General features: G+C 65.7%; 23 protein-coding genes. 13 read left to right on the top strand and 10 right to left on the bottom strand.

The features are described 5' to 3' along the window. The first annotated feature begins 13 nt into the window (after positions 1-13). Together nrdR and ACYVII_RS08445 are read left to right on the top strand one after the other, a co-directional pair. On the top strand, positions 14-484 hold the full coding sequence (nrdR, locus tag ACYVII_RS08440; protein WP_460533856.1) for a transcriptional regulator NrdR: 471 nt from the start codon (positions 14-16) through the stop codon (positions 482-484). A 187-nt stretch (positions 485-671) separates the two neighbouring features. Further along, positions 672-1,703, top strand: coding sequence for a dihydroorotate dehydrogenase (locus ACYVII_RS08445; protein ID WP_460533858.1), 1,032 nt, complete (start codon positions 672-674; stop codon positions 1,701-1,703). 12 nt (positions 1,704-1,715) lie between these two features. On the opposite strand, the gene ACYVII_RS08450 is transcribed toward ACYVII_RS08445, so the two are convergent. Further along, positions 1,716-2,630 carry an RNase H family protein gene (locus ACYVII_RS08450; protein ID WP_460533860.1) on the bottom strand — a complete coding sequence of 305 codons (915 nt, stop codon included), beginning with the start codon at positions 2,628-2,630 and terminating at the stop codon, positions 1,716-1,718. 8 nt (positions 2,631-2,638) lie between these two features. Continuing rightward, positions 2,639-3,205 carry a DUF3043 domain-containing protein gene (locus ACYVII_RS08455; RefSeq protein WP_460533862.1) on the bottom strand — a complete coding sequence of 189 codons (567 nt, stop codon included), beginning with the start codon at positions 3,203-3,205 and terminating at the stop codon, positions 2,639-2,641. Between the two features lie 38 nt (positions 3,206-3,243). Between ACYVII_RS08455 and ACYVII_RS08460 the strand changes: the two genes are divergently transcribed. The 5 genes from ACYVII_RS08460 to ACYVII_RS08480 all read left to right on the top strand — a co-directional run bounded on the left by ACYVII_RS08460 (position 3,244) and on the right by ACYVII_RS08480 (position 8,521). Further along, positions 3,244-4,662, top strand: a complete 1,419-nt coding sequence (locus tag ACYVII_RS08460; protein ID WP_460533864.1) for a dipeptidase — start codon at positions 3,244-3,246, stop codon at positions 4,660-4,662. Positions 4,663-4,732: 70 nt separating this feature from the next. Continuing rightward, complete coding sequence (locus ACYVII_RS08465) at positions 4,733-5,107, top strand: HesB/IscA family protein (protein ID WP_460533866.1); 375 nt, start codon at positions 4,733-4,735, stop codon at positions 5,105-5,107. A 344-nt stretch (positions 5,108-5,451) separates the two neighbouring features. After that, positions 5,452-6,336, top strand: a complete 885-nt coding sequence (ctaC, locus tag ACYVII_RS08470) for an aa3-type cytochrome oxidase subunit II (protein WP_460533868.1) — start codon at positions 5,452-5,454, stop codon at positions 6,334-6,336. 15 nt (positions 6,337-6,351) lie between these two features. After that, positions 6,352-8,094 carry a cytochrome c oxidase subunit I gene (gene ctaD, locus ACYVII_RS08475; protein WP_460533870.1) on the top strand — a complete coding sequence of 581 codons (1,743 nt, stop codon included), beginning with the start codon at positions 6,352-6,354 and terminating at the stop codon, positions 8,092-8,094. 1 nt (position 8,095) lies between these two features. After that, positions 8,096-8,521: a cytochrome c oxidase subunit 4 gene (locus tag ACYVII_RS08480; protein WP_460533872.1), complete on the top strand. Its 426-nt coding sequence runs from the start codon at positions 8,096-8,098 to the stop codon at positions 8,519-8,521. A 56-nt stretch (positions 8,522-8,577) separates the two neighbouring features. Here the strand turns inward: ACYVII_RS08480 and ACYVII_RS08485 are convergent, their stop codons facing one another. Genes ACYVII_RS08485 through ctaE form a run of 5 tightly spaced genes read right to left on the bottom strand, consistent with a single transcriptional unit; the run spans position 8,578 to position 13,625 of the window. Then, positions 8,578-9,408 carry a putative RNA methyltransferase gene (locus ACYVII_RS08485; RefSeq protein ID WP_460533874.1) on the bottom strand — a complete coding sequence of 277 codons (831 nt, stop codon included), beginning with the start codon at positions 9,406-9,408 and terminating at the stop codon, positions 8,578-8,580. Positions 9,409-9,439: 31 nt separating this feature from the next. After that, positions 9,440-11,047 (bottom strand): cytochrome b, encoded by a 1,608-nt coding sequence (qcrB, locus tag ACYVII_RS08490; RefSeq protein WP_460533876.1) that lies wholly within the window; start codon positions 11,045-11,047, stop codon positions 9,440-9,442. After that, a complete protein-coding gene (qcrA, locus tag ACYVII_RS08495; RefSeq protein ID WP_460533878.1) occupies positions 11,044-12,114 on the bottom strand; it encodes a ubiquinol-cytochrome c reductase iron-sulfur subunit in 1,071 nt (356 codons plus the stop codon). Before qcrA ends, qcrB begins: the two co-directional genes overlap by 4 nt. Positions 12,115-12,153: 39 nt before the next feature. Beyond that, entirely contained in the window at positions 12,154-12,963 is an 810-nt protein-coding gene (gene qcrC / locus ACYVII_RS08500) for a cytochrome bc1 complex diheme cytochrome c subunit (RefSeq protein ID WP_460533880.1), read from the bottom strand. 23 nt (positions 12,964-12,986) lie between these two features. Next, on the bottom strand, positions 12,987-13,625 hold the full coding sequence (gene ctaE, locus ACYVII_RS08505) for a cytochrome c oxidase subunit 3 (protein WP_460533881.1): 639 nt from the start codon (positions 13,623-13,625) through the stop codon (positions 12,987-12,989). A 76-nt stretch (positions 13,626-13,701) separates the two neighbouring features. Between ctaE and trpD the strand changes: the two genes are divergently transcribed. The 4 genes from trpD (at position 13,702) to dhaM (ending at position 17,152) form a co-directional block, all read left to right on the top strand. Next, complete coding sequence (trpD, locus tag ACYVII_RS08510) at positions 13,702-14,751, top strand: anthranilate phosphoribosyltransferase (protein ID WP_460533883.1); 1,050 nt, start codon at positions 13,702-13,704, stop codon at positions 14,749-14,751. A gap of 28 nt (positions 14,752-14,779) precedes the next feature. After that, on the top strand, positions 14,780-15,778 hold the full coding sequence (gene dhaK / locus ACYVII_RS08515) for a dihydroxyacetone kinase subunit DhaK (protein ID WP_460533885.1): 999 nt from the start codon (positions 14,780-14,782) through the stop codon (positions 15,776-15,778). Positions 15,779-15,842: 64 nt separating this feature from the next. Further along, positions 15,843-16,475 carry a dihydroxyacetone kinase subunit DhaL gene (gene dhaL, locus ACYVII_RS08520; RefSeq protein WP_460533887.1) on the top strand — a complete coding sequence of 211 codons (633 nt, stop codon included), beginning with the start codon at positions 15,843-15,845 and terminating at the stop codon, positions 16,473-16,475. Next, complete coding sequence (gene dhaM / locus ACYVII_RS08525) at positions 16,472-17,152, top strand: dihydroxyacetone kinase phosphoryl donor subunit DhaM (RefSeq protein WP_460533889.1); 681 nt, start codon at positions 16,472-16,474, stop codon at positions 17,150-17,152. The genes dhaL and dhaM overlap by 4 nt, the downstream gene beginning before the upstream one ends. Positions 17,153-17,187: 35 nt before the next feature. On the opposite strand, the gene ACYVII_RS08530 is transcribed toward dhaM, so the two are convergent. The 3 genes from ACYVII_RS08530 to ACYVII_RS08540 form a co-directional block, all read right to left on the bottom strand. Beyond that, a complete protein-coding gene (locus ACYVII_RS08530) occupies positions 17,188-18,378 on the bottom strand; it encodes a hypothetical protein (RefSeq protein ID WP_460533891.1) in 1,191 nt (396 codons plus the stop codon). A gap of 81 nt (positions 18,379-18,459) precedes the next feature. Next, positions 18,460-18,978, bottom strand: coding sequence for a 2'-5' RNA ligase family protein (locus tag ACYVII_RS08535; protein ID WP_460533893.1), 519 nt, complete (start codon positions 18,976-18,978; stop codon positions 18,460-18,462). Between the two features lie 183 nt (positions 18,979-19,161). Then, entirely contained in the window at positions 19,162-19,500 is a 339-nt protein-coding gene (locus tag ACYVII_RS08540) for a putative quinol monooxygenase (protein ID WP_460533895.1), read from the bottom strand. A gap of 49 nt (positions 19,501-19,549) precedes the next feature. Here ACYVII_RS08540 and ACYVII_RS08545 point away from each other — a divergent pair, with 49 nt between their 5' ends. Beyond that, entirely contained in the window at positions 19,550-20,137 is a 588-nt protein-coding gene (locus ACYVII_RS08545; RefSeq protein ID WP_460533897.1) for a TetR/AcrR family transcriptional regulator, read from the top strand. Positions 20,138-20,329: 192 nt separating this feature from the next. After that, complete coding sequence (locus ACYVII_RS08550; protein ID WP_460533899.1) at positions 20,330-21,634, top strand: MFS transporter; 1,305 nt, start codon at positions 20,330-20,332, stop codon at positions 21,632-21,634. Positions 21,635-21,643: the final 9 nt, after the last annotated feature.

Here is a 21,643-nt window from a genome sequence, read left to right on the forward strand (position 1 = left end):
ACCTGGAGCCGCCATGTTCTGCCCGTTCTGTCGTCATCCGGACTCCCGTGTGGTTGACTCGCGCACGTCGGACGACGGTCTCTCGATTCGCCGTAGGCGTCAGTGCCCGGAGTGCGGGCGCCGGTTCTCCACGATCGAGACGGCGAGCCTGAACGTGATCAAGCGCAGCGGCGTGGTCGAACCGTTCAGCCGCGAGAAGATCATGGCCGGCGTGCGAAAGGCGTGCCAGGGCCGTCCCGTCACCGACTCCGATCTGGCGATGCTCGCCCAGAAGGTGGAGGAGGCGGTGCGCGCGACAGGTGTGTCGCAGATCGACGCGAACGAGATCGGCCTAGCGGTGCTTCCACCGCTGCGTGAGCTCGACGAGGTGGCCTACCTGCGTTTCGCGAGCGTCTATCAGGCGTTCGACTCGCTGGATGACTTCGAAGACGCGATCGGCGCCTTGCGCGCCGAGCACCATTCTCGACCCACTCCGGCGGAGTGAGGGTGGAGAGCGGCTATCGCGGCTGGACCGCTCATAGGCTCAATCGCCTCGGCCGACCGGGCGAGCCCGCTCGGCTCTCGGCTCAATCGCCTATATCGCGGTTGCGCCGCTCATAGGCTCAATCGCCTCGGCCGACCGGGCGAGCCCGCTCGGCTCTCGGCTCAATCGCCTATATCGTTGCTTCGGCATGTATCGCATCCTGTTCTCGCTCGTCTTCCGGCATATGGACCCGGAACGGGCGCACCATCTGGCCTTCGCAGTCATCCGCATGCTCCCGAACCTCGGACTCCGTCGGGCTGTTTCCCGTTTCACGATGCCGAAGCGCGACATCTCGGTGCGCGCTCTGGGCCTGACGTTCCCGACACCGTTCGGGGTCGCCGCCGGATTCGACAAGAACGCCACGGCCATCCTGGGACTCGGCGCACTCGGCTTCGGGCACATCGAGGTGGGAACAGTGACGGCCATTCCGCAGCCGGGCAACCCGCGGCCGAGGCTCTTCCGGCTCATCCCCGACCGCGCCATCGTGAACCGGATGGGCTTCAACAACGACGGCGTGACCGCGGCAGCCGCGAAAGTGGCAAAAGCCCGTTCGGCTCGGCGTCGTCCGGTGATCGGCGTGAACATCGGCAAGTCGCGGGTTGTCGACGTGGCGGACGCCGTCGCAGACTACCGGGTCTCGGCCCGGGTGGCTGCGGGGGTCGCGGATTACCTCGTCGTGAACGTGAGCTCACCGAACACGCCGGGACTGCGCGACCTGCAGGCGCTCGACTCTCTGCGACCGCTGCTGCAGGCGGTCAAGGAAGAGGCGGGATCGACCCCGCTGCTCGTCAAGATCGCACCGGACCTTGCCGACGATGACATCCTGGCGATCGCCGACGTGGTCGTCGAGCTCGGACTCGACGGCATCATCGCCACGAACACGACCATCTCCAGGGACGGGCTGATCACAGATCGCGAGGTCGTGAAAGCGGCTGGCGCGGGAGGGCTCTCCGGGGCGCCCCTGGCCGCGCGGTCGCTCGAGGTGCTGCGGCTGTTGCGCTCCCGCGTTCCCGCCACGCTCTGCATCGTCTCGGTGGGCGGTGTGGAGACGGCTCGGGATGTGCGCACCCGCCTCGATGCGGGAGCCACGCTCGTGCAGGGCTACTCCGCGTTCATCTACCGCGGGCCGTTCTGGGCGCGGGCGATCAATCGCGGGCTGGACCGGCTGCCCGCCGCCTGATCGATCCCCGGCTCACTCCGCAGTCGTTCCCTGATGGAACCTCAGGCGCCAGCGTGCGCCGTCACGCACCCAGAGCGAACTGCGCAGTACGGAGCCCCTCGCATCCTCCGTGCGGAAGACGAGAAGTATCGCGTCGTCGCAAACGCGGTCGACAGAGACGACCTCGGCGATGCGAGCTTCACCGTCGCCTGCGGGGGAGAGGGCCGCGTCATCCCTGCTCCAGATGCGGCCGGTACGTCCCACCTCGAGGAATTGCGGATGCAGGAGCACGCCCAGCTCCGCGACGTCGTTCCGCACCCGTGACGTCAGCAGAGCGCGCTCCTGGCGCAGAACGATCTCGTCATCGGGCTCCTCAGCGAGATCGTCGAACAGGGCCGGCTGCGGTGCAGGCAGTGCGGAGTCCGGCACACCGCTGTCGGGTGTGGACGCGACCGCCGACTCCGTGCCCGATGAAAGTGCAGCGGAGGCACGCCAGCCCGGTCCTGCATCGACCGGGGAACCGTTCTGGTACGAGGTGGCGACCGCCCGCGCACGGATGTCCGCTGCCTCGTTGAGCTCGTGTCCGGTGTGGCCGCGCACCCACTCGAACGCGTAGCTGCGTCCGAGCAGCGCAGCGTCCAGCCGCTTCAGGAGGTCGAGGTTCTGCACGGGCGATCCGTCTGCCTTGCGCCAGCCCTTCCGTTTCCAGCCGGGCATCCACTTGGTGACCGCGTTGATCACGTACTGGCTGTCGCACAGGATGCGCAGGTCATCCGGCTCTCCGGCCGTCGACTCCAGCAAGTCGATCACGGCCATCAACTCGCCCTGGTTGTTGGTGCCGTGCGGCCAGCCACCGGCCGCCCAGGCCGTCTCGTCGACGTACCAGGCCCAGCCGGCGGGACCCGGATTGCCCAGAGCTGAGCCGTCGGCCGCTGCGGTGATCGTCATCGCGCGAGCTATGCGGGGAAGCGGCCGCGCTTCACCTGCGGCTTCGGGATGCGGATCATTCGGAACTGCAGCGCCCGCATGACGGCGTACCAGGTGAGGCCGCGCTCGAGGGTGCCGAACTTGTCCCGCAGCCGTCGCTTCATGGTGAAGGTCATGATGGCCGAGTCGATCACGGCGATCGCGAAGAATCCCCAGAGCACGAAGATGCCGTAGTACTGCAGCGCCTTCACCGGCACGAATGTGAAGACGATGATCACGAGCATCACCGGCATGAGGAACTCGGCGACGGTGTAGCGGGCGTCGACGTAGTCGCGTACGTACCGGCGCTGCGGACCGCGGTCGCGCTGGGTCAGGTAGCGCTCGTCGCCTGCCGCCATGCCGAGCCGAGCCCGCTCGCGCGCCTCGGCGTTCTTGGAACGTGCGTCCTTGGCTGCCGCCTTGCGGTCGGCCGGCACCAGGGGGCGCTTCCGCGCGGCTTCTCGCTCGGCGCGACTCGGCGTCGCGTGTCCTTTGCCGCTCGTCGGAATCGTCTCTGATTCGGCGGCGGGGACGGTTGGTTCTGCTCTTTTGGCCACGGAAAGTCCTCGATAGTCGTCCGATTAAGATTACCCGCATGAACGAAGCCGATCAGCCACGGGACGATCTCACGCAAGCACTCGACGACGCTGTGCAGGCGGGCATGCCGCACGCCGTCGCAGACCTCACGGACCTGGTGCGCATCCCGTCGGTCTCCTGGTCGGCGTTCGACCCGAAGAACGTCGAAAGCAGCGCGGATGCCGTCGCGCGCCTTCTGCGTGACCTTCATGTGTTCGAGAGCGTGGCGATCGCCCGAGCGCCGATCGGCGACAGTGTGCCCGGCGGTGACGCCGAGCAGGGCCAGCCCGCTGTCATCGCCCGCCGGCCCGCGCGCGGCGGCGCCCCGACCGTTCTTCTCTACGCCCACCACGACGTGCAGCCGCCCGGCAAAGACGAGGACTGGCAGACGTCGCCGTTCGAGCCCACAGTGCGCGGGGACCGGCTCTATGCGCGCGGTGCCGCGGACGACAAGGCCGGGGTCATGGCGCACGTCGCCGCGATCAGGGCGCTGACCGAAACGGTCGGAGACGAGTTCGACCTCGGTCTCGCCGTATTCATCGAGGGAGAGGAGGAGTTCGGATCCCGTTCGTTCGCAAACTTCCTCGCCCAGAACAAGGACTCCCTCGCCGCCGACGCGATCGTCGTCGCCGACTCCGACAACTGGAGCGTCGACGTGCCCTCGCTGACCGTCGGCCTGCGCGGCAACGTCACCTTCCGGCTCACCGTCTCCACACTTGAACACGCCTCGCATTCCGGAATGTACGGAGGGGGAGTGCCCGACGCGATGATCCCGCTCGTCAAGCTGCTCGCGACCCTGCACGACGACGAAGGATCGGTCGCGGTGGAGGGCATGACGACCCACGACGCCGACGTACCCGACTTCTCCGAGGATCAGTTGCGCGAAGACGCGGCAGTGCTCGACGGCGTCTCGCTGATCGGCCGCGGTCCCGTGCTGTCCCGGCTCTGGAACCAGCCGACGGTGACGGTGACCGGAATCGATGCACCGAGCGTGGCCAACGCATCCAACACGCTTCTGCCCTCTGCGGCAGTGCGCATCAGTGCGAGGGTCGCGCCAGGGCAGCGCGCGCGCGACGCGTTCGAAGCGCTCGAGCGGCACCTGCGCGCCCATGTCCCCTTCGGCGCCCACGTCGAGATCGATGACGTCGACCTCGGCGACCCTTTCCTCGTCGACACGAGCGGCTGGGCGGCGCTGGAGGCGAAGGCCGCGATGCGGGATGCCTGGCGTGCTGAGCCCGTCGAGGCCGGCATCGGCGGCAGCATCCCATTCATCGCCGACCTGGTGCGCGAGTTCCCGGATGCCCAGATCCTGGTCACGGGAGTGGAAGACCCCGACACCAGGGCGCACAGTCCGAACGAGTCTCTGCACCTCGGCGTCTTCCGCAGGGCGATCCTGACCGAGGCCCTGCTTCTCGCGCGCCTGAACAAGCGGGGCTGACGCCCATCGTTCAGGCGCCTGACCTACACTGAGGCCAGGCAAGACTTCCTAGGAAGGGATGAGGCACTCGATGAGCGAGACCACTCTCACCGGCGCCGGCACGGCGACCGAGTCCAAGGCGCACGGCGTGCTCCTGACGGATGCCGCCGCAGACAAGGTGCGCAGCCTCCTGAACCAGGAGGGTCGCGACGACCTGCGTCTGCGCCTGGCCGTGCAGCCCGGCGGATGCTCTGGGCTGATCTACCAGCTGTACTTCGACGAACGCTTCATGGACGGCGACGCCACCGTCGACTTCGGCGGAGTCGAGGTCATCGTCGACAAGATGAGCGCACCGTACCTCGACGGCGCCACCATCGACTTCGAAGACACGATCCAGAAGCAGGGCTTCACGATCGACAACCCCAACGCGAGTGGGAGTTGCGCCTGCGGCGACAGCTTCCACTGATGACTGAGGCGAGAGCAAAGCTCGCTTGTGTGCTTTGCCGAGCCGATGGAGTCAGTTGAGCGCGAAGCGCGATCACTGATGACTGAGGCGAGAGCAAAGCTCGCTTGTGTGCTTTGCCGAGCCGATGGAGTCAGTTGAGCGCGAAGCGCGATCACTGATGACTGAGCTCATCTGACGAAAAGGACCGGCCGATCAGCCGGTCCTTTTCACATTTCGAAAGGATGCCGGCACCCGGGCGCAAGGTGCGTCCGGCACGCGAAGGCCCCCGCGATGGCGATAGGCTAGGCAATGGTCATCGCAGCAGCGAATGCCGCTGCGCCCACGAATCACTCGAAAGGTCACCGGTGCGTCACAATCGCCGTTTCCGATGGGCTGCACTTCCGATCGCAGCAATGGTCGCGCTGGTCTTGGCCGGCTGCACGCAGTCCCAGTTGAACGGATTCCTACCCGGATTCAACGGCAAGACCCCGGTCACCAACCACACGGAGCGCGTCTCCGGCCTATGGGTCACCTCGTGGATCGTGCTGCTCCTGGTCGGACTCGTCGTGTGGGGCCTGATCATCTGGTGCGTCATCGTGTACCGGCGCCGCAAGGGCCAGACCGGTCTTCCTGTGCAGCTGCGCTACAACATGCCGATCGAGATCTTCTACACCATCGTTCCGCTGGTCCTGATCCTCGGCTTCTTCGCCTTCACCACGCGTGATCAGGACGCGATCGAGAAGCCGTATGCGCACCCCGACCTGACCATCCAGGTCTACGCCAAGCAGTGGTCGTGGGACTTCAACTACCTCTCCAACGACGTCTACGACCCGGGCATCCAGGCGCAGCCGAGCGATAAGGCCGACGTTCCCGCCGGCTCGGTCGTCGAGGCCAAGCTCCCCACGCTCTACCTGCCTGTCGACAAGAAGATCACGATCAAGCTCAACTCTCGCGACGTCATTCACTCATTCTGGGTTCCGGCCTTCCTCTACAAGAAGGACGTCATGCCGGGCCACACGAACTACATGTACTTCGAGCCGACCCGGGAAGGCACCTATCAGGGCAAGTGCGCCGAGCTCTGCGGCGAGTACCACTCCGCCATGCTCTTCCAGGTCAAGGTGGTCTCCGAGTCCGAGTACCTGCAGCACATTCAGGACCTGCGGGACCGCGGTTACACCGGCAGTCTCGGCTCCAACGACGATCGCAACCTGAACCAGCCCGGAACGGGCGCCCCGAAGAACAACGACTAAGGCATCGGCGAAGTAATGAGTACGACTACAGCACCGGCCCCCGCGACGACCACGCCATCCGTTCAGACTCTTGGCGGGACGAGAATCCATCGCAAGGGCAACATCCTGGTCAGCTGGATCACGTCGACGGATCACAAGACGATCGGGTACATGTATCTGATCACGTCGTTCGTCTACTTCTGCATCGGCGGCGTGATGGCCCTGATCATCCGGGCTCAGCTGTTCGAGCCGGGTTTGCAGGTGGTGCAGACGCGCGAGCAGTACAACCAGCTGTTCACGATGCACGGCACGATCATGCTGCTGATGTTCGCGACGCCGTTGTTCGCCGGCTTCACCAACGTGATCATGCCGTTGCAGATCGGCGCACCGGATGTCGCTTTCCCCCGTCTGAATGCGCTGGCGTACTGGCTCTTCAACTTCGGCTCGCTGATCGCGGTCGGCGGATTCCTCACGCCGCAGGGCGCGGCCTCGTTCGGGTGGTTCGCGTATGAGCCGTTGTCGTCAGCGACGTTCTCGCCGGGGCTGGGCGGGAACATGTGGTTCATGGGGCTCGCGATATCGGGCTTCGGCACCATCCTGGGTGCGGTGAACTTCATCACGACGGTGATCACGCTCCGTGCGCCGGGTATGACGATGTTCCGGATGCCGATCTTCACCTGGAACGCGATGGTCACCTCGATCCTGGTGCTGATGGCGTTCCCGGTGCTGGCGGCCGCGATCCTGGCCGCTGCTGCAGATCGTGTTCTGGGTGCGCACGTCTTCGATGCCGCGAACGGCGGTGCGATCCTGTGGCAGCACCTGTTCTGGTTCTTCGGGCATCCGGAGGTGTACATCATCGCGTTGCCGTTCTTCGGCATCGTGACCGAGGTGTTCCCCGTCTTCAGCCGAAAACCGGTGTTCGGCTACAAGACGCTGGTGTATGCCACGATCGCCATCGCCGCGCTCTCGGTGAGCGTGTGGGCGCATCACATGTACGTGACGGGCATGGTGCTGCTGCCGTTCTTCTCCCTCATGACGATGTTCATCGCGGTGCCGACCGGGGTGAAGATCTTCAACTGGATAGGCACGATGTTCCGCGGTTCGCTCACCTTCGAGGCACCGATGCTGTGGGCGATCGGGTTCCTTGTGACGTTCACGTTCGGCGGTCTCACCGGTGTGATCCTGGCGTCGCCTCCGCTGGACTTCCACGTCTCCGACTCCTACTTCGTAGTGGCGCACTTCCACTACGTGGTGTTCGGCACGGTCGTGTTCGCGATGTTCTCCGGCTTCTATTTCTGGTGGCCGAAGTGGACCGGCAAGATGCTCAACGACCGGCTGGGCAAGTGGCATTTCTGGTTGCTGTTCATCGGTTTCCACACCACTTTCCTGATCCAGCACTGGCTCGGCGTGGTGGGAATGCCGCGTCGTTACTACAGCTACTTGCCGCAAGACGGCTTCACCTGGATGAACCAGGTGTCGACGATCGGGGCAGGCATCCTCGCGATCTCGATGATCCCGTTCTTCCTGAACGTGTACATCACAGCGCGCACGGGTGCGAAGGTGACCGTGAACGATCCCTGGGGCTATGGCCGCTCGCTGGAGTGGGCGACGAGTTGCCCGCCGCCGCGACACAACTTCACGTCGATTCCGCGCATCCGCAGCGAGTCGCCGGCGTTCGACCTGAACCACCCCGAGGTCGGTCTTCCCGTCGGAGTAGGACCCGGCAAGGATGCTCCGGACGCTCCGGTGCTCGACGCGTCAGATGCAAAGGTGAAGTGACATGCGTACCAGTGCAACAGTCTTCTGGATCATCGCCGCCTTCTTCTTCCTGATGGCCATCGTCTACACGGTGTGGTCGTGGTTCTACTACCCGCACCATCAGCTCGAGCCGGTGGGCACGGTGGCTCTGACGCTGACCGGGATCCTCGGGGTCTTCATCGCGTTCTTCCTCATGCGCACCCACGCCACGCAGAACGGTGTGGAGCTGCCCGAGGACCGGCTCGACGCCAACATCGATGACGGCGACCCAGAGTTGGGGCACTTCAGCCCGTGGAGCTGGTGGCCGTTCATGCTCGGGCTCTCGGCCGCAATCGGTGCACTCGGCATCGCCGTGGGATGGTGGATCGTTCCGATCGGCGGTGCTCTCGCCACCGTCAGCCTGGTCGGTTGGGTGTACGAGTACTACCGGGGCTACTTCGCCCGCTGACAGGCAGTCGCTTAATGTAGCGGCCTCCAGGGATCTCCTGGGGGCCGCTTTTTGCGTTACGAGGGGTGGGGACGGAACCGCAGCACGTCGACGGCAACGGTGACCTCGTGGGGCAGGCTGCCAGCCGGCTGCTCGCTGCCGTGATGGCCGGCGGGCCCCATCGCGCGCAGAGCGATCGCCATCTCTCGCGAAACTGCGAGCGTGTACCGAACGGGGGTTAGCTGCTCAGGGATGAAGTGCCCGGCGAATTCCTCGGTGACGTGCTGGGCCTTGTTGGCGGGCACGTCGAGCATGGGCATGGCGCGGCGCAACTCGATCAGATGATCCTGCCTCGGAGTCGCAATCACCAGGCATCCATCCGGGGCGAGGATGCGCCTGAACTCGCCGGCGTTGCGCGGGGCGAATACGTTGATGATCGCGTCCGCGGAGTGATCCCGTATCGGCAGGGGTCGCCAGGTGTCGGCGACAAGGCCGTCCGCGTGCTCCCGGCTGAGGTGCTTCACCGACCGTCGCACAGCCTCCGAGGAGATGTCGGCGGCGAGGACGCTCACGGGGGAGTGCGGCTCGGCGAGGATCCTGGCCGCGTAATGTCCCGTACCTGAGCCCGCATCGAGGAGCCGCCGTGAGCCCGGACGTCGCACGTTCTCCGCGACGACACGGGCGACAGGGTCGTAAGCGCCGCTGCCCAGCAGGTCGGCGCGCGCATCCAGCATCTGCGGCGTGTCACCGGCGATACGCGGCTGGGAGGCCAGCATGCTGACGTACCCGCGCTTGTTCACGTCGAAGCGATGTCCGTTCTCACAGCCCAGGACGAGGGGTGGAAGTGGAAAGAGCGCTTCAGAACAGATCGGGCACCGAAGCCACTCCGACAGCGTCGTGAGTGACATCGGTGCCCGATCGAGGAGGGTGGCTACCGCGTCAGTGGTGACCGCGCCCGGACTCGAGCTCGTTCTTCGTGACCGGCTCGAGACGGTCTTCGAAGAACCACCGGGTCATCCCGGCTCGCAGTCGTGCACCTGCAGTGATCTTGCCGCGGGAGTTGGGGCGCAGCATGAGCGGCTGGTACGTGTCGTAGCTGATCAGACGCCACCGCTCGTACTCGTCGAGCGGCTGGTGCACCTCGATGAATTCGCCGCCCGGCAACTTCACGATTCGGCCCGACTCGTAGCCATGCAGCGCGATGGAACGGTCTTTCTTCTGCAGAGCGATACAGATTCGCTTCGTGACGAAGTAGGCGACGATCGGTCCAAGGATCAGCGTGATCTGGAGCGAGTAGATGACGCCCTCCATCGTCAGCTTGAAGTGCGTCGCGATGATGTCGGAACTCGCTGCGGCCCACATGACGGCGTAGAACGTGACTCCGGCGGCGCCGATTGCAGTGCGCGTGGCCTGGTTGCGCGGCCGATCGAGGATGTGGTGTTCGCGCTTGTCACCGGTGATCCACGCCTCGATGAACGGGTAGATCGCGACGAGCACGAGGAACACCACGAGGATGACCACGGGTATGAACACGTTCAACGACCAGGTGTGATTCAGCCAGACGAACTCCCAGTGCGATGGCATCAGACGCAGCATGCCGTCGGCGAAGCCGATGTACCAGTCCGGCTGGGTGCCCGCCGAGATCGGCGAGGGGTCGTAGGGACCGTAGAGCCAGATCGGGTTGATCGTGAACAGCGACGCCATCAGGGCGAGCACTCCGAACACGATGAAGAAGAACCCGCCGGCCTTTGCCGCATACACGGGGAGGATGGGGTAGCCGGCCACGTTCTGCTGCGTACGGCCTGGTCCCGCGTACTGGGTGTGCTTGTGCACCACGATGAACACGAGGTGCAGCGCGATGAACGCCACGACCAGAGCGGGTAGCAGCAGGATATGGAGCGTGTACAGGCGTCCCACGATCGAGGTGCCGGGGAACTCCCCACCGAAGATGAGGAAGTTGAGCCACGTGCCGATGACCGGGATGCCCTGGATGAGGCCCGAGATGATGCGCAGACCGTTGCCCGAGAGCAGGTCGTCGGGGAGCGAATAGCCCGTGAACCCTTCCGCCATCGCCAGCACGAACAGTGTGAAGCCGATCACCCAGTTCAGCTCACGCGGCTTGCGGAAGGCGCCGGTGAAGAAGATGCGCAGCATGTGCAGGCCGATGGAGGCCACGAACAGCAGCGCCGCCCAGTGGTGGATCTGGCGAACCAGGAGGCCGCCGCGCACATCGAACGAGATGTTGAGCGTGGAGTTCATGGCGGCTGACATCTGGATGCCCTTCAAGGGCACCCAGGAGCCGTGATAGATCACGTCGGCCTGTGAGGCCTGGAAGAAGAACGTCAGGAACGTTCCGGTGATCAGGATGACGACGAAGCTGTACAGCGCGATCTCGCCGAGCAGGAACGACCAATGGTCGGGGAAGATCTTGCGGCCGAACTCCTTGACGACGGCGGAGATGCCGGTGCGTTCGTCGATGTAGTTCGAGGCGGATGCGGTGAAGCTGCGCTTGGGGGCCGTGGTTTCAGCGGCAGTCGTGGTGGTCAATTGCGCTCCCAGAAACTCGGGCCGACGGGCTCGTGGAAATCGCTCTGCGCGACGAGATAACCGTCGGAATCCACTTCGATCGGCAGCTGAGGCAACGGACGGCTCGCCGGACCGAAGATGACACGTGCCTCGTGGGTGATGTCGAACTGCGACTGGTGACACGGGCACAGCAGGTGATGTGTCTGCTGTTCGTACAGCGCGACGGGGCATCCGACGTGGGTGCAGATCTTGGAGTACGCCACGATGCCGTCATAGGCCCAGCTCGCGCGCCCGTGCGTCGGGTGAAGGTCTTTCGGGTCGAGGCGCATCAGCAGCACCGCGGCCTTGGCCTTCTCGTCGAGGGCGTCCTCCTTGTCGTTGATCCCTTCGGGCATCACGTGGAACACGGATCCGATGGTGACATCGGATGCCTTGATCGGCGTTCCGGAAGGATCGCGGGTGAGCCGCATTCCCTTCTTCCACATGGTGTGGGAGAGGAGCTTCACCGGGTCTTGGTTCTGCGGGCCGAGCCCACGGAACAGCACGACCGCCGGGAGCGGGAAGGCGACGAGTGCACCGATCAGGGAGTTGCGGATCAGGGTACGACGGCCGAACCCGGACTCGGCGTCGGCTTCTTTGAAGATCTCGACGGCTCGTTCCCGCGTCTCCACCGAGCCATGCACGGGGTGACGGAGGTCGATGCCCTCCTTGTCGACCATCAGTGCCTTGGCCCAGTGGACCGCGCCGAAGCCGATCGCGAGAAGGGCGAGCGCCATGCCCAGGCCTATCGCGAGCGTGCTGAAGCGAACGTCGGAGATCTTGCCAGACTCGATCGGGAACGCGATGTAGGCGGCGATCGCCCAGATGCTTCCGACGATGGACACGTAGAAGAGCGTGTAGATCGTGCGCTCGGCGCGGCGCTGCTTGCGCGGGTCCTTATCGGTGATCCTCGCGCGGTGCGGCGGGAAACCGGGGTTCTCCACGGCGTCCTGCACGATGACCGCCGTTCCCGGGTCGCCGGGACGGTGGTCGACGGCCGACGAGGCGGCGGGCGTGATCTCCGTGCCGCCGTTATCGTCCTGTGCCATTGCTCTCCTTCTTGCGCGCGCCTGCGAACCGCGGGCGCATCAGTTCGACTTCGCCGTGATCCAGACCGTCAGAGCGACGATCGAACCGAGGCCGAAGATCCAGATGAACAGGCCTTCGGCCACCGGGCCGAGCGATCCGAGCTCGAAACCGCCGGGGGAGGGATTGTTCTGGATGAAATGCAGGTAGGTGATGATGTCCTTCTTGCCCTCCGGCGAGATGTTCCGGTCGTTGAAGACCGGCATGTTCTGCGGGCCGGTGACCATCGCCTCGTAGATGTGCGTCGGAGAGACACCGTGCAGCGGGGGAGCGTACTTGCCCTCGGTGAGGGCACCGCCGGCGCCCGCGACGTTGTGACACATCGCGCAGTTCACGCGGAACAGCTGGGCGCCCTTGGCCGCGTCGCCGTTCGGGTCGGTGATGTCGGATCCGGGGATACCGGGCCCGGGGGCCAGCGATGCCACGTACGCCGCCAGCTTGTCGATGTCCTGTTGGGTGAACTGCGGCGGCTTCTCCTCGGCCTGCGGCCCCTGCATCGCCATCGGCATACGGCCCGTACCGACCTGGAAGTCGACGGCCGCGGCACCGACGCCGATCAAGCTGGGAGCGTCACTCGTGCCCTGCGCTTCGAGACCGTGACAGCTGGCGCAGTTGGCCTGGAAAAGTCTCTTGCCGGCGCCGATGTCGCTCTGGCTGGATGCCGTGGCGTCTGCGCTCGAGCCCGTCGCGTTGAACGCGGCGTATGCGCCACCGGTCAAACCGAGCCCGATCGCGATGAGTGCGACGGTGGCCAGCGGATGCCGGCGTGCGCCCTTGCGCTTGCGAGCGGTCTTGTGCGTTGTCTCCCGCATTTGGGTTGCCCTGCTCCTGATCTCTATTTGAGGACGTAGATGACCAGGAAGAGCCCGATCCAGACGACGTCGACGAAGTGCCAGTAGTACGAGACGACGATGGAACTCGTCGCCTCCTTGTCTCCGAACCTCCGCACCGAGAACGCGCGGCCGACCACGAAGAGCATCGCGATGAGGCCGCCGGTGACGTGCAGAGCGTGGAATCCCGTGGTCAGGTAGAAGGCCGACCCGTAGGCGTTCGAATCGATGGCGACGCCTTCGCTGATGAGGCCGGCGTACTCGACGACCTGGCCCGCGACGAAGATGGCGCCGAGAGCGTAGCTGAGCGTGAACCACTCCGCCATTCCCCACTGGCGCGGGCTCGGGCCGGTGGCGCGGGCCTGGAATCGCTCAGCGGCGAAGACTCCGAACTGGCAGGTGAACGAGCTGGCGACCAGGATGAGCGTGTTCGTCAGGGCGTAAGGGACGTTGAGGTGAGGCGTCTCGGCGGCCCACAGCTGCGGCGACGTCGAGCGCAGCGTGAAGTAGATCGCGAACAGGCCCGCGAAGAACATCACCTCGCTGCCCAGCCAGACGATGGTCCCGACGGCGACCACATTGGGGCGGTTGATCGTCGGCGCCGTAACCGATGGAGAAATCGAGGTGCTCGTCACGTGTCCCATTATGGCCGATTTCGAGGGCCGGTTTTCGCAATCGGCCGCCGAATGAGGCGGATTGCAATCCCCTAATATCGCCTGTATGGCGGAAACCCGTACCTGGCCGACGATCATCTCGACCGTGCTCGAGGGTGAACATCTGAGCGTTGCCGATGCGGCGTGGGCGATGGAACAGGTCATGACGGGCGAGGCTACCGATGCCCAGCTCGCCGGATTCCTGGTCGCCCTGCGTACCAAGGGGGAGACGGTCGACGAGATCGTCGGGTTCCGCGACGCGATCCTGGAGCACGCCGTGCCGCTGCCGTTGGATCCGATGGCGCTCGACATCGTCGGAACCGGAGGCGACCGCTACGGGACGGTGAACGTGTCGACGACGGCATCGATCGTCGCAGCGGCATGCGGTGTCCCCGTGATCAAGCACGGCAACCGGGCGGCGAGCTCGCAATCGGGCTCCTCCGACGTGCTGTCTGCGCTCGGGCTGGATCTTGCGCTGCCCGCCGACCGCGTTGCCGAGGTCTTCGAACGCGCGGGCATCACCTTCGCGTTCGCCTCCCTCTTCCACCCCGGGTACGGGAATGCGGCAGCCGTGCGCCGCGAGCTGGGCATCCCAACCGTCTTCAACATCCTCGGTCCGCTGATCAACCCCGCACGCCCGGAGGCGTCCGCCGTCGGCGTTGCGCAGCTGGACCGGGTTCCGCTCATCGTCGGCGTCTTCCAGACCCGTGGAGCGACGGCCCTCGTGTTCCGCGGCGACGACGGCCTCGATGAGCTTTCGACGACCGGGCACAGCCACGTGTGGGAGATTTCGCGAGGCCTCGTGACGGAGCACGACATCGACCCGCGGGAGCTGGGCATCCCTCGAGCCGACATCGACGACCTGAAGGGCGGCGACGCCGCACACAACGCCGAAGTCGTGCGTGCAGTCCTGGCGGGAGAGAGGGGGCCTGTGCGCGACATCGTGCTGCTCAACGCGGCCGCGGGCCTGGTCTCGTTCGAACTGGCATCCGATCCGGCAAGCGGGCAGCGCAGCATCCTCGGACGATTCGCGGAGAAGCTGCGCGTCGCGGGGAACGCGATCGACTCCGGCGCGGCCGCAGCGAAGCTCGAGGAATGGATCGCGGCGTCGCGATAGCGGCGCTTGCGAACCGCGGAGGCCGAGCATGAAGAAGCTGATGAACGACCCTCGGTCGTTCGTGGCTGAGTCGCTGGCAGGTTTCGCACGTGCACACGGAGACCTCGTACGGGTGAGCACCGCGCCGACGTACGTCGTGCGGTCGAAGCTCGTTCCAGGGAAGGTGGGCATCGTCTCGGGTGGTGGCAGCGGCCACGAGCCTTTGCACGCCGGCTTCGTCGGTCGAGGCATGCTGGATGCCGCCGTGCCCGGTGAGGTGTTCACGTCGCCGACGCCGGATCCGATCCTGGCGGCCACCCGCGCGGTGGACCAGGGGTCAGGCGTTCTGTACCTGGTGAAGAACTACACGGGCGACGTGCTCAACTTCGAGACAGCGGCCGAGTTCGCCGCGGCGGAGGGCATTCTCGTGCGCACCGTCGTCATCGACGACGACGTTGCGGTGCAGAACTCCGAGTTCACGGCCGGGAGACGTGGCGTGGCGGGAACCGTGCTGATTGAGAAGATCGTCGGTGCGGCAGCGGAACGCGGCGACGGCATCGGTGAACTCGAGGCGCTGACGACGCGACTCGTGGCATCGGCGCGGTCGATGGGTGTCGCGATCGGTGCGCCGACCGTTCCGCACTCGGGCAAGCAGAGTTTCGAACTCGGCGCGGACGAGATCGAGTTCGGCATCGGCATCCACGGAGAGCGAGGTCGCGCCCGTGCGCCCATGGCCTCGGCGGACGAGCTGGCCGACCGTGTGCTGGAGGCCGTTCTGCACGACCTGCCGCGCGAGCCGGGGGAGCGGGTGGTCGTGCTCGTCAACGGCATGGGAGCGACACCGGTCGCCGAGCTCTATGTGGTGTACCGGCGGGTCGCCGAGAGGCTGGATGCGTCCGGCGTGCGGATTGCTCGGTCGCTGGTCGGATCGTACGTGACATCGCTCGACATGGCAGGGTTCTCGGTGACCCTGCTCACAGTGGACGACGAGCTGCTCGGCCTCTGGGACGCACCGGTGCACACCGCAGCGCTGAGTTGGGGAGTGTGAACACGGTGCACAGCATTGTCTATGTTTGCGGGATGTTCTGCGGACGGGAACGGGTGAGGACGACATGACACTGGACACCGCATGGGCGAGGGTGTGGCTGGCGCGCGCAGCGGATGAGATCGGCGAGCGGTCGAGTGAGCTCAACGAGCTCGACAGGGCGATCGGCGACGGCGACCACGGCGAGAACATGAACCGGGGATTCATCGCCGTGCGCGCCGCGCTCGACGAGGTCGCGGGCGGGGCGGCTCCATCGGATGTGCTGCGCACCGCGGCGATGAAGCTCATCTCGTCGGTCGGAGGCGCCGCAGGGCCTTTGTACGGGACCGCCTTCCTGCGTGCGTCCGATGCGGTTTCTGGCCACGTCGAATTGAGCGCCTCCGATGTCGTGGACCTCACCGACGCGGCGCTTCGCGGGATCGAGGAGCGCGGTCACGCTGCGGCGGGTGACAAGACGATGGTGGATGCCTGGGCCGCTGCTGTCCGGACGGCGCGCGGCGCCGTGGCCGCGGGTGACGATGCAGTGCGTGTGCTGTTCGCCGCGGCGGCCGGTGCAGAGGAGGGTGCGGCATCCACCGACGAATTGCTTCCGCACAAAGGGAGGGCGAGCTATCTGGGGGAGCGGGCCGTCGGCCACCGCGACCCGGGTGCGGTATCGACCGCGATCATCCTGAAGGCCGCGGCGGAAGCGGCGTCATGAGCGACGTGCCGGCGCACCCTTTGGTTGGGATGGTCATCGTCTCGCACAGCGACTTGATCGCGCGCGGCGTGGTCGATCTGGCCGCGGAGATGGGGCCCGACGTGACCGTGATCGCCGCGGGGGGAACTGCGGATGGCCGGCTCGGAACGGATGTCGAGCGGGTGATGACGGCGATTCGTGATGCAGATGGGGGCGCCGGCGTCGTCGTGTTGTCTGATCTGGGTTCTGCGGTGCTGAGCGCAGAGGCGGCTATCGATCTGCTCGGACCCGATTGGGCCGCCCGCGCAGTCGTCGCGCAAGGTCCGCTTGTCGAAGGGGCCGTGGCCGCGGCGGTGTCGTCGCAGACGGGGGAGGGGCTGCAGGATGTGGCGCGCGCGGCAGCCGCGTCCATGCCGCCTACGGGCGCTGTGCCGGCGATCCGTGGCTACGTGCGTACCGCGACGCTGATCAACCCGGATGGCCTGCATGCGCGCCCGGCGGCGGAGTTCGTCAAGCTTGCGGCCAGCCTTGGGCAGCGGGTGACGGTGAACGGCAAGGATGCCCGCAGCCTGCTGAGCATCCTGTCCCTCGGGCTGACGCAGGGTGCAACCGTGGAGATCGCAGCGGAGGATGCGACGGGCAAGGAAGCCGTCGACCGTTTGGCCGCGCTGGTCGAGTCGGGATTCTCTGCCTCGTAACGAGACGGTGGATGACGGCACCTCTGTGGTCGACCTCACCGGTACTTCTTTTTCGCCCGACGCCGCGCTGCCCGGTTTGACGGCATTGATGTGAAGATCCACTCGGGCGTCAAGCGGTCGAACATGGCGTGGTACATGGGAGCGAGTGAATTGCCGGGAGCGAGGCGCCGCGCCGACACGATCGTTTCGTGAGCCGCGTTCGAGAGACCGAGTGCCCATTGCACCCACGCGAAAGCGCACATGAGCCAAGCTTTCTCGGGCAGCGGGCAGTGGGCGATCGCGCGGCCGAGCAGGGCGGCGCCGGCGCGCAGCCGCTCAGGCGAGGGGAGCTCGCGCGTCTGCCCCGTCAGGAGGTTTCCCAGCCGCTCATCCCGCCGGCTGTAGATTCCGCGCTCATACCGGTCCATCAAGATGTCGTTCGGTTCGACGCCCGACTCCGCTGCGGCCGCTCGCACCTCGAGCGTGGCGGACCATGACTGTGCGCCGGCGGCGCGCCCGAACGCGAGCTGCAGCACCGTCCGGTCGACGGCGCCCTCGGACTCGATCTGAGCGATCAGCCGAGCCAGGGTCAGGGCGGAGGCCTCGGCCGGCCCGTCAGCGAGTGCGTTTTCGAGGAAGTCCACCGGGTTGGGCGGTGCGACTGGTCGCAGGCGTCCGAAAGAGTCTCGCTCGGACTGATCGATATATCGGTCGAACAGGGCGTCTGTGACGCGTTGAGCGAGTTCCGGATCGGTCTCGGGCAACGTCGATACCGCGTCGGAGCGCGGAACTTCGGGCATCCGCTTCGCGTGTTCCTCGATCTCCGCCAGCGGCTGAGGAGCTGCGAGATCGCCCTCGAAGTAGGGGATCCACCCGTCGGCGGCGACGATGGCGGCATCCTTGATGTGGTAGCCGGACTGGTGCAATCGCTCGAGGACGACGCCGAAGGCTTCGTGCCACTGCGGTCCGATCTGGTCGAACGGCTCGTCTCGGTAGACGGCGACCGAGACGCTACCGCAGTCGTCGAGTTTCGAGAGGGCTCCAAGCGCCACCGATGCGAGGGTGCGCGCCGTTTCCATGGAGGGCGATGGCTCGACCGGGATGCGCAGAGCGCGTGATGCCCGGTTTCCGATGAACGGAGCGATGACGAGGCTGCCCCGGACGGGCACACCTGCGAGGACGGGCATGAACGCGAGCAGTTCTGCCGTGGATGTGAGTTTGACGATGGGGATTGTGCTGGTCGACATGCCAACCATCGTCTCGGCGGCGGCCAGTCGGGGAGGGGCGAAAGCGCAATCTGGGGATAACTTTGCCCGGTGCTCGGACCGTCAGTCTGCAAGTGATGCAAGGGCGACGACCCGGCGCAAACCAGCCTGGTGGCCCGGGCTGCGGTCGATGAGCGCCACTCGACCGATCGCGACCGGCTGGCTCGGCGCGATGGATCGACCACGCTGCACGCTGACGTGCGGTCGGTAGCGGTCGCGAACGTTGCGGCGGTCGGCGTGCTGCTCTGCGACGGGTTCGACCGCATCCATGAGTGCCGCGTGCAGTAGAAGCAGTCCGGGGTCGGGCTCGAGCGTGATGACAGGCACGTCGCGGCGCCGGCCGAACAGTTCCCGTCCTGCAGCGCGGACGGTCAGCGGGCTGAAGCTGCGACATACCGACGCGATGAGCTCGGCAACGATTTCAGCCGGCACTGACGTGGTGAACGGTGGTACGAGCGTGACGTGCAGCGGCCAGGCGTTCGTGCGGAACTCCGAGCCCGGCCGCACCGTCTCAAGCGGCGCCACGATGACGAAGGCGCCAGGGCTGCGGCGTGACGGGTGCGTCGGGACGTCAGCGCTCATCCTGATCCCACCGTTTTCGAGTCGAAGACACCCGGACTCTACGCGGTCGAGGCGACCTCAACGACCTAGCTCTTCAGCGATATCGCGCGCGTCGGGTGGCGAGCGGGCCAGTCGATCGAGCTTGGTGACCCCTAGGCGTCATTGTGCTCTTACCGCACGCCTGAGCCCGACAATCAGGCTGGGTCAAATGGTCCAGGTGATCGGATAGTTGACGATCGAGGCGTGCTCTGGGCTGAAGTCGACGCCGACGGCTGTGAAGTCTCCACGCGCGGTGACGATCATTTCCTTCAGCCGGCCCATTTGCTCAGCGTGCTCCTCGGAATCCCAGATGCTGATGTGTACGAATGAACCGTCCGGCGATTCCCCCGCGAAGTAGTGCACAAGCCCTGGTAACGAGCGAATGGCGGGGATCAGGTACTCCGAGATCTTCATGTCTGCTGCGACGACCTCATCGAAGAGGCCGGGATCGAAGGTGACACGTGAAACACGGACGACAGCAGTTGGGGGCAACGACTCGACCATGGCGATCCTCTCCGTCGGCAATTATGTTCCGGAGTACCATCGTAACGTAATGAGTACTCCCGAAACCAGGGTCGGGCGGCCGAGGAACCCTGCCCTGGACCAAAGCATCCTCTCGACCGCGGTGCACCAGTTCGGCGACCTCGGCTTCGCCCGCATGTCTCTGGAATCCGTCGCCACCGCCGCCGGGACCACCGTGCCAAGCCTGCGACGCCGGTATCGGAACAAAGCGGAATTGGCGGCCGCAGTGATCCGATCATTACGGGTCGAAGAGCCCCCTGACGAAGCGGTCACCCCACGGGCTCACGCGCTGGCGATCCTGCAGAACTTCCACAGCAACCTGCGGGCCGCGCCCGCGATGGCCATCCTGGGTTCATTGCTCGCGGAAGAGGAACGCCACCCCGAACTGCTCGACCTCTTCAAGACGACCCTCGTCGAGCCTCGGCGGGCGCTACTTCGCCAAGCACTCTCAGCCGGGGACTTCCCGGACCAGATCGACTTCGACGTGCTCACGAGCATGCTCATAGGCTCGTTCTACGGCCAATACGTCACCACGGCCGGAGTACCGGACGACTGGCCCGAGCGGGTGCTGAACGCCGTATGGCCACAGAACGCCACCGACAACGACCACCCAATGTGACCGACAGCGTCGCGCTTCCCATCCCGCCACAGCCGCCGAATCCGCGGAGACGCAGCAGTTGAACTGACATAATGTGCATTATCGGTCATAAACCAGCGGGAGTTGCGGCGCGACCGGTGTCGACCTGCGTGAGTCGATGAGCAGCATTCCAGGTCCTGTGGTCCGCCGGCCGGCGATGGTTAGGCTGGCCGCGTGGGCGATGACGACAATGATCCGAACACGCCGTCAGTCATCGCCTCGCGTCGGCGCGAGATTCTTCGACACCCGGCGTTCGCCTTGTTCTGGAGCGCCAGCAGCATCCGAGCGTTCGGTAGCGCCATTTCCGGCGTGGCGTTCAACGTCCTGGTCGTTTCGGTCCTGCACGCATCTGCCGCTCAGATCAGCATCCTGAGCGCGCTCAGCGTCGTGCCGTACCTGTTCCTAGGACTGATCATCGGCGCTCTCATGGACCGCTGGCGACGCCAGCCGACGCTTGTTCTCACAAGCGTCGGCCGGACGATCGCTCTGGCCTCGATCCCGGTCCTGATACTCACCAACACTCTCAGCTTCTGGTCGGTCGCGATCGTCACGCTTGTGCTCGGAGTACTTGTCTTGTTCGCGCACTCAGCCGAACAGCCGCTTCTCCCGAGGGTCGTCCCCCGCGAGGCTCTCGTCATCGCCAATGCACGCCTTGGGCAGATCGAGACGGTGGCCGGAACCGCAGGTCCGGCGCTCGGCGGCGCGCTGTTGAACGCCCTCGGTGCGCCCCTCCTGTTCGTGTTCGACGCGATCTTCACCGCCGTCTCGGCCGTGCTCCAATCCCGGATCAAGGTCGACGAGCCCAAGGCCGGTCCCCGCGAGCCCGGCCGTCACATCGGGCACGACATCGCCGAGGGCATGCGTTACACCTACACGCACCGCACACTGCGCCCGCTGGCACTTTCGATCCACACGTGGTTCCTCGGCAACAGCATCGTGGCGACAGTGTTCGCAGTCTTCGTTCTCCGGCAACTCCGACTCCAACCGTGGGAATACGGTCTGGCTCTCACATTCGGTGGAGCAGGCGGGTTCCTGGGTGCACTCATCGCGCCGCGGCTCGGTGCATGGCTCGGTGCGGGACGTGCGATCTTCCTCGCCCGTGCCCTTGTCGTCGTGCCCTGGCTCGCACTCGCCGTCGTGCCCGTGAACGTGGCAAGCGGCGGCTTTGTGCTGGTCACGCTCGTGGCTGCGGCCCAGTTCCTCTATTGCCTCTCGATGGGTATCGAGGACCCGAACGACACCGGATACCGGCAATCAGTCGCACCCGACGCAATCCAGGGGCGGATGAACTCGACCATCCGCACGATCAATCGGGTGGTCTTCTTCTTCGGAGCACTCCTCACCGGAGTCCTCGCAACCTTGCTCGGCTACCGCGTGACCATCGGAATCGGCGCAGCGATCTTCTTGGTCGCTGCGCTCATCGTCCTGTTCTCGCCGTTGTTCGCAGCGCGACACGACGACCGGCCTGCGAACGCCTGAACGAGTCCT

The organism is Humibacter ginsengiterrae (genome assembly GCF_054780115.1).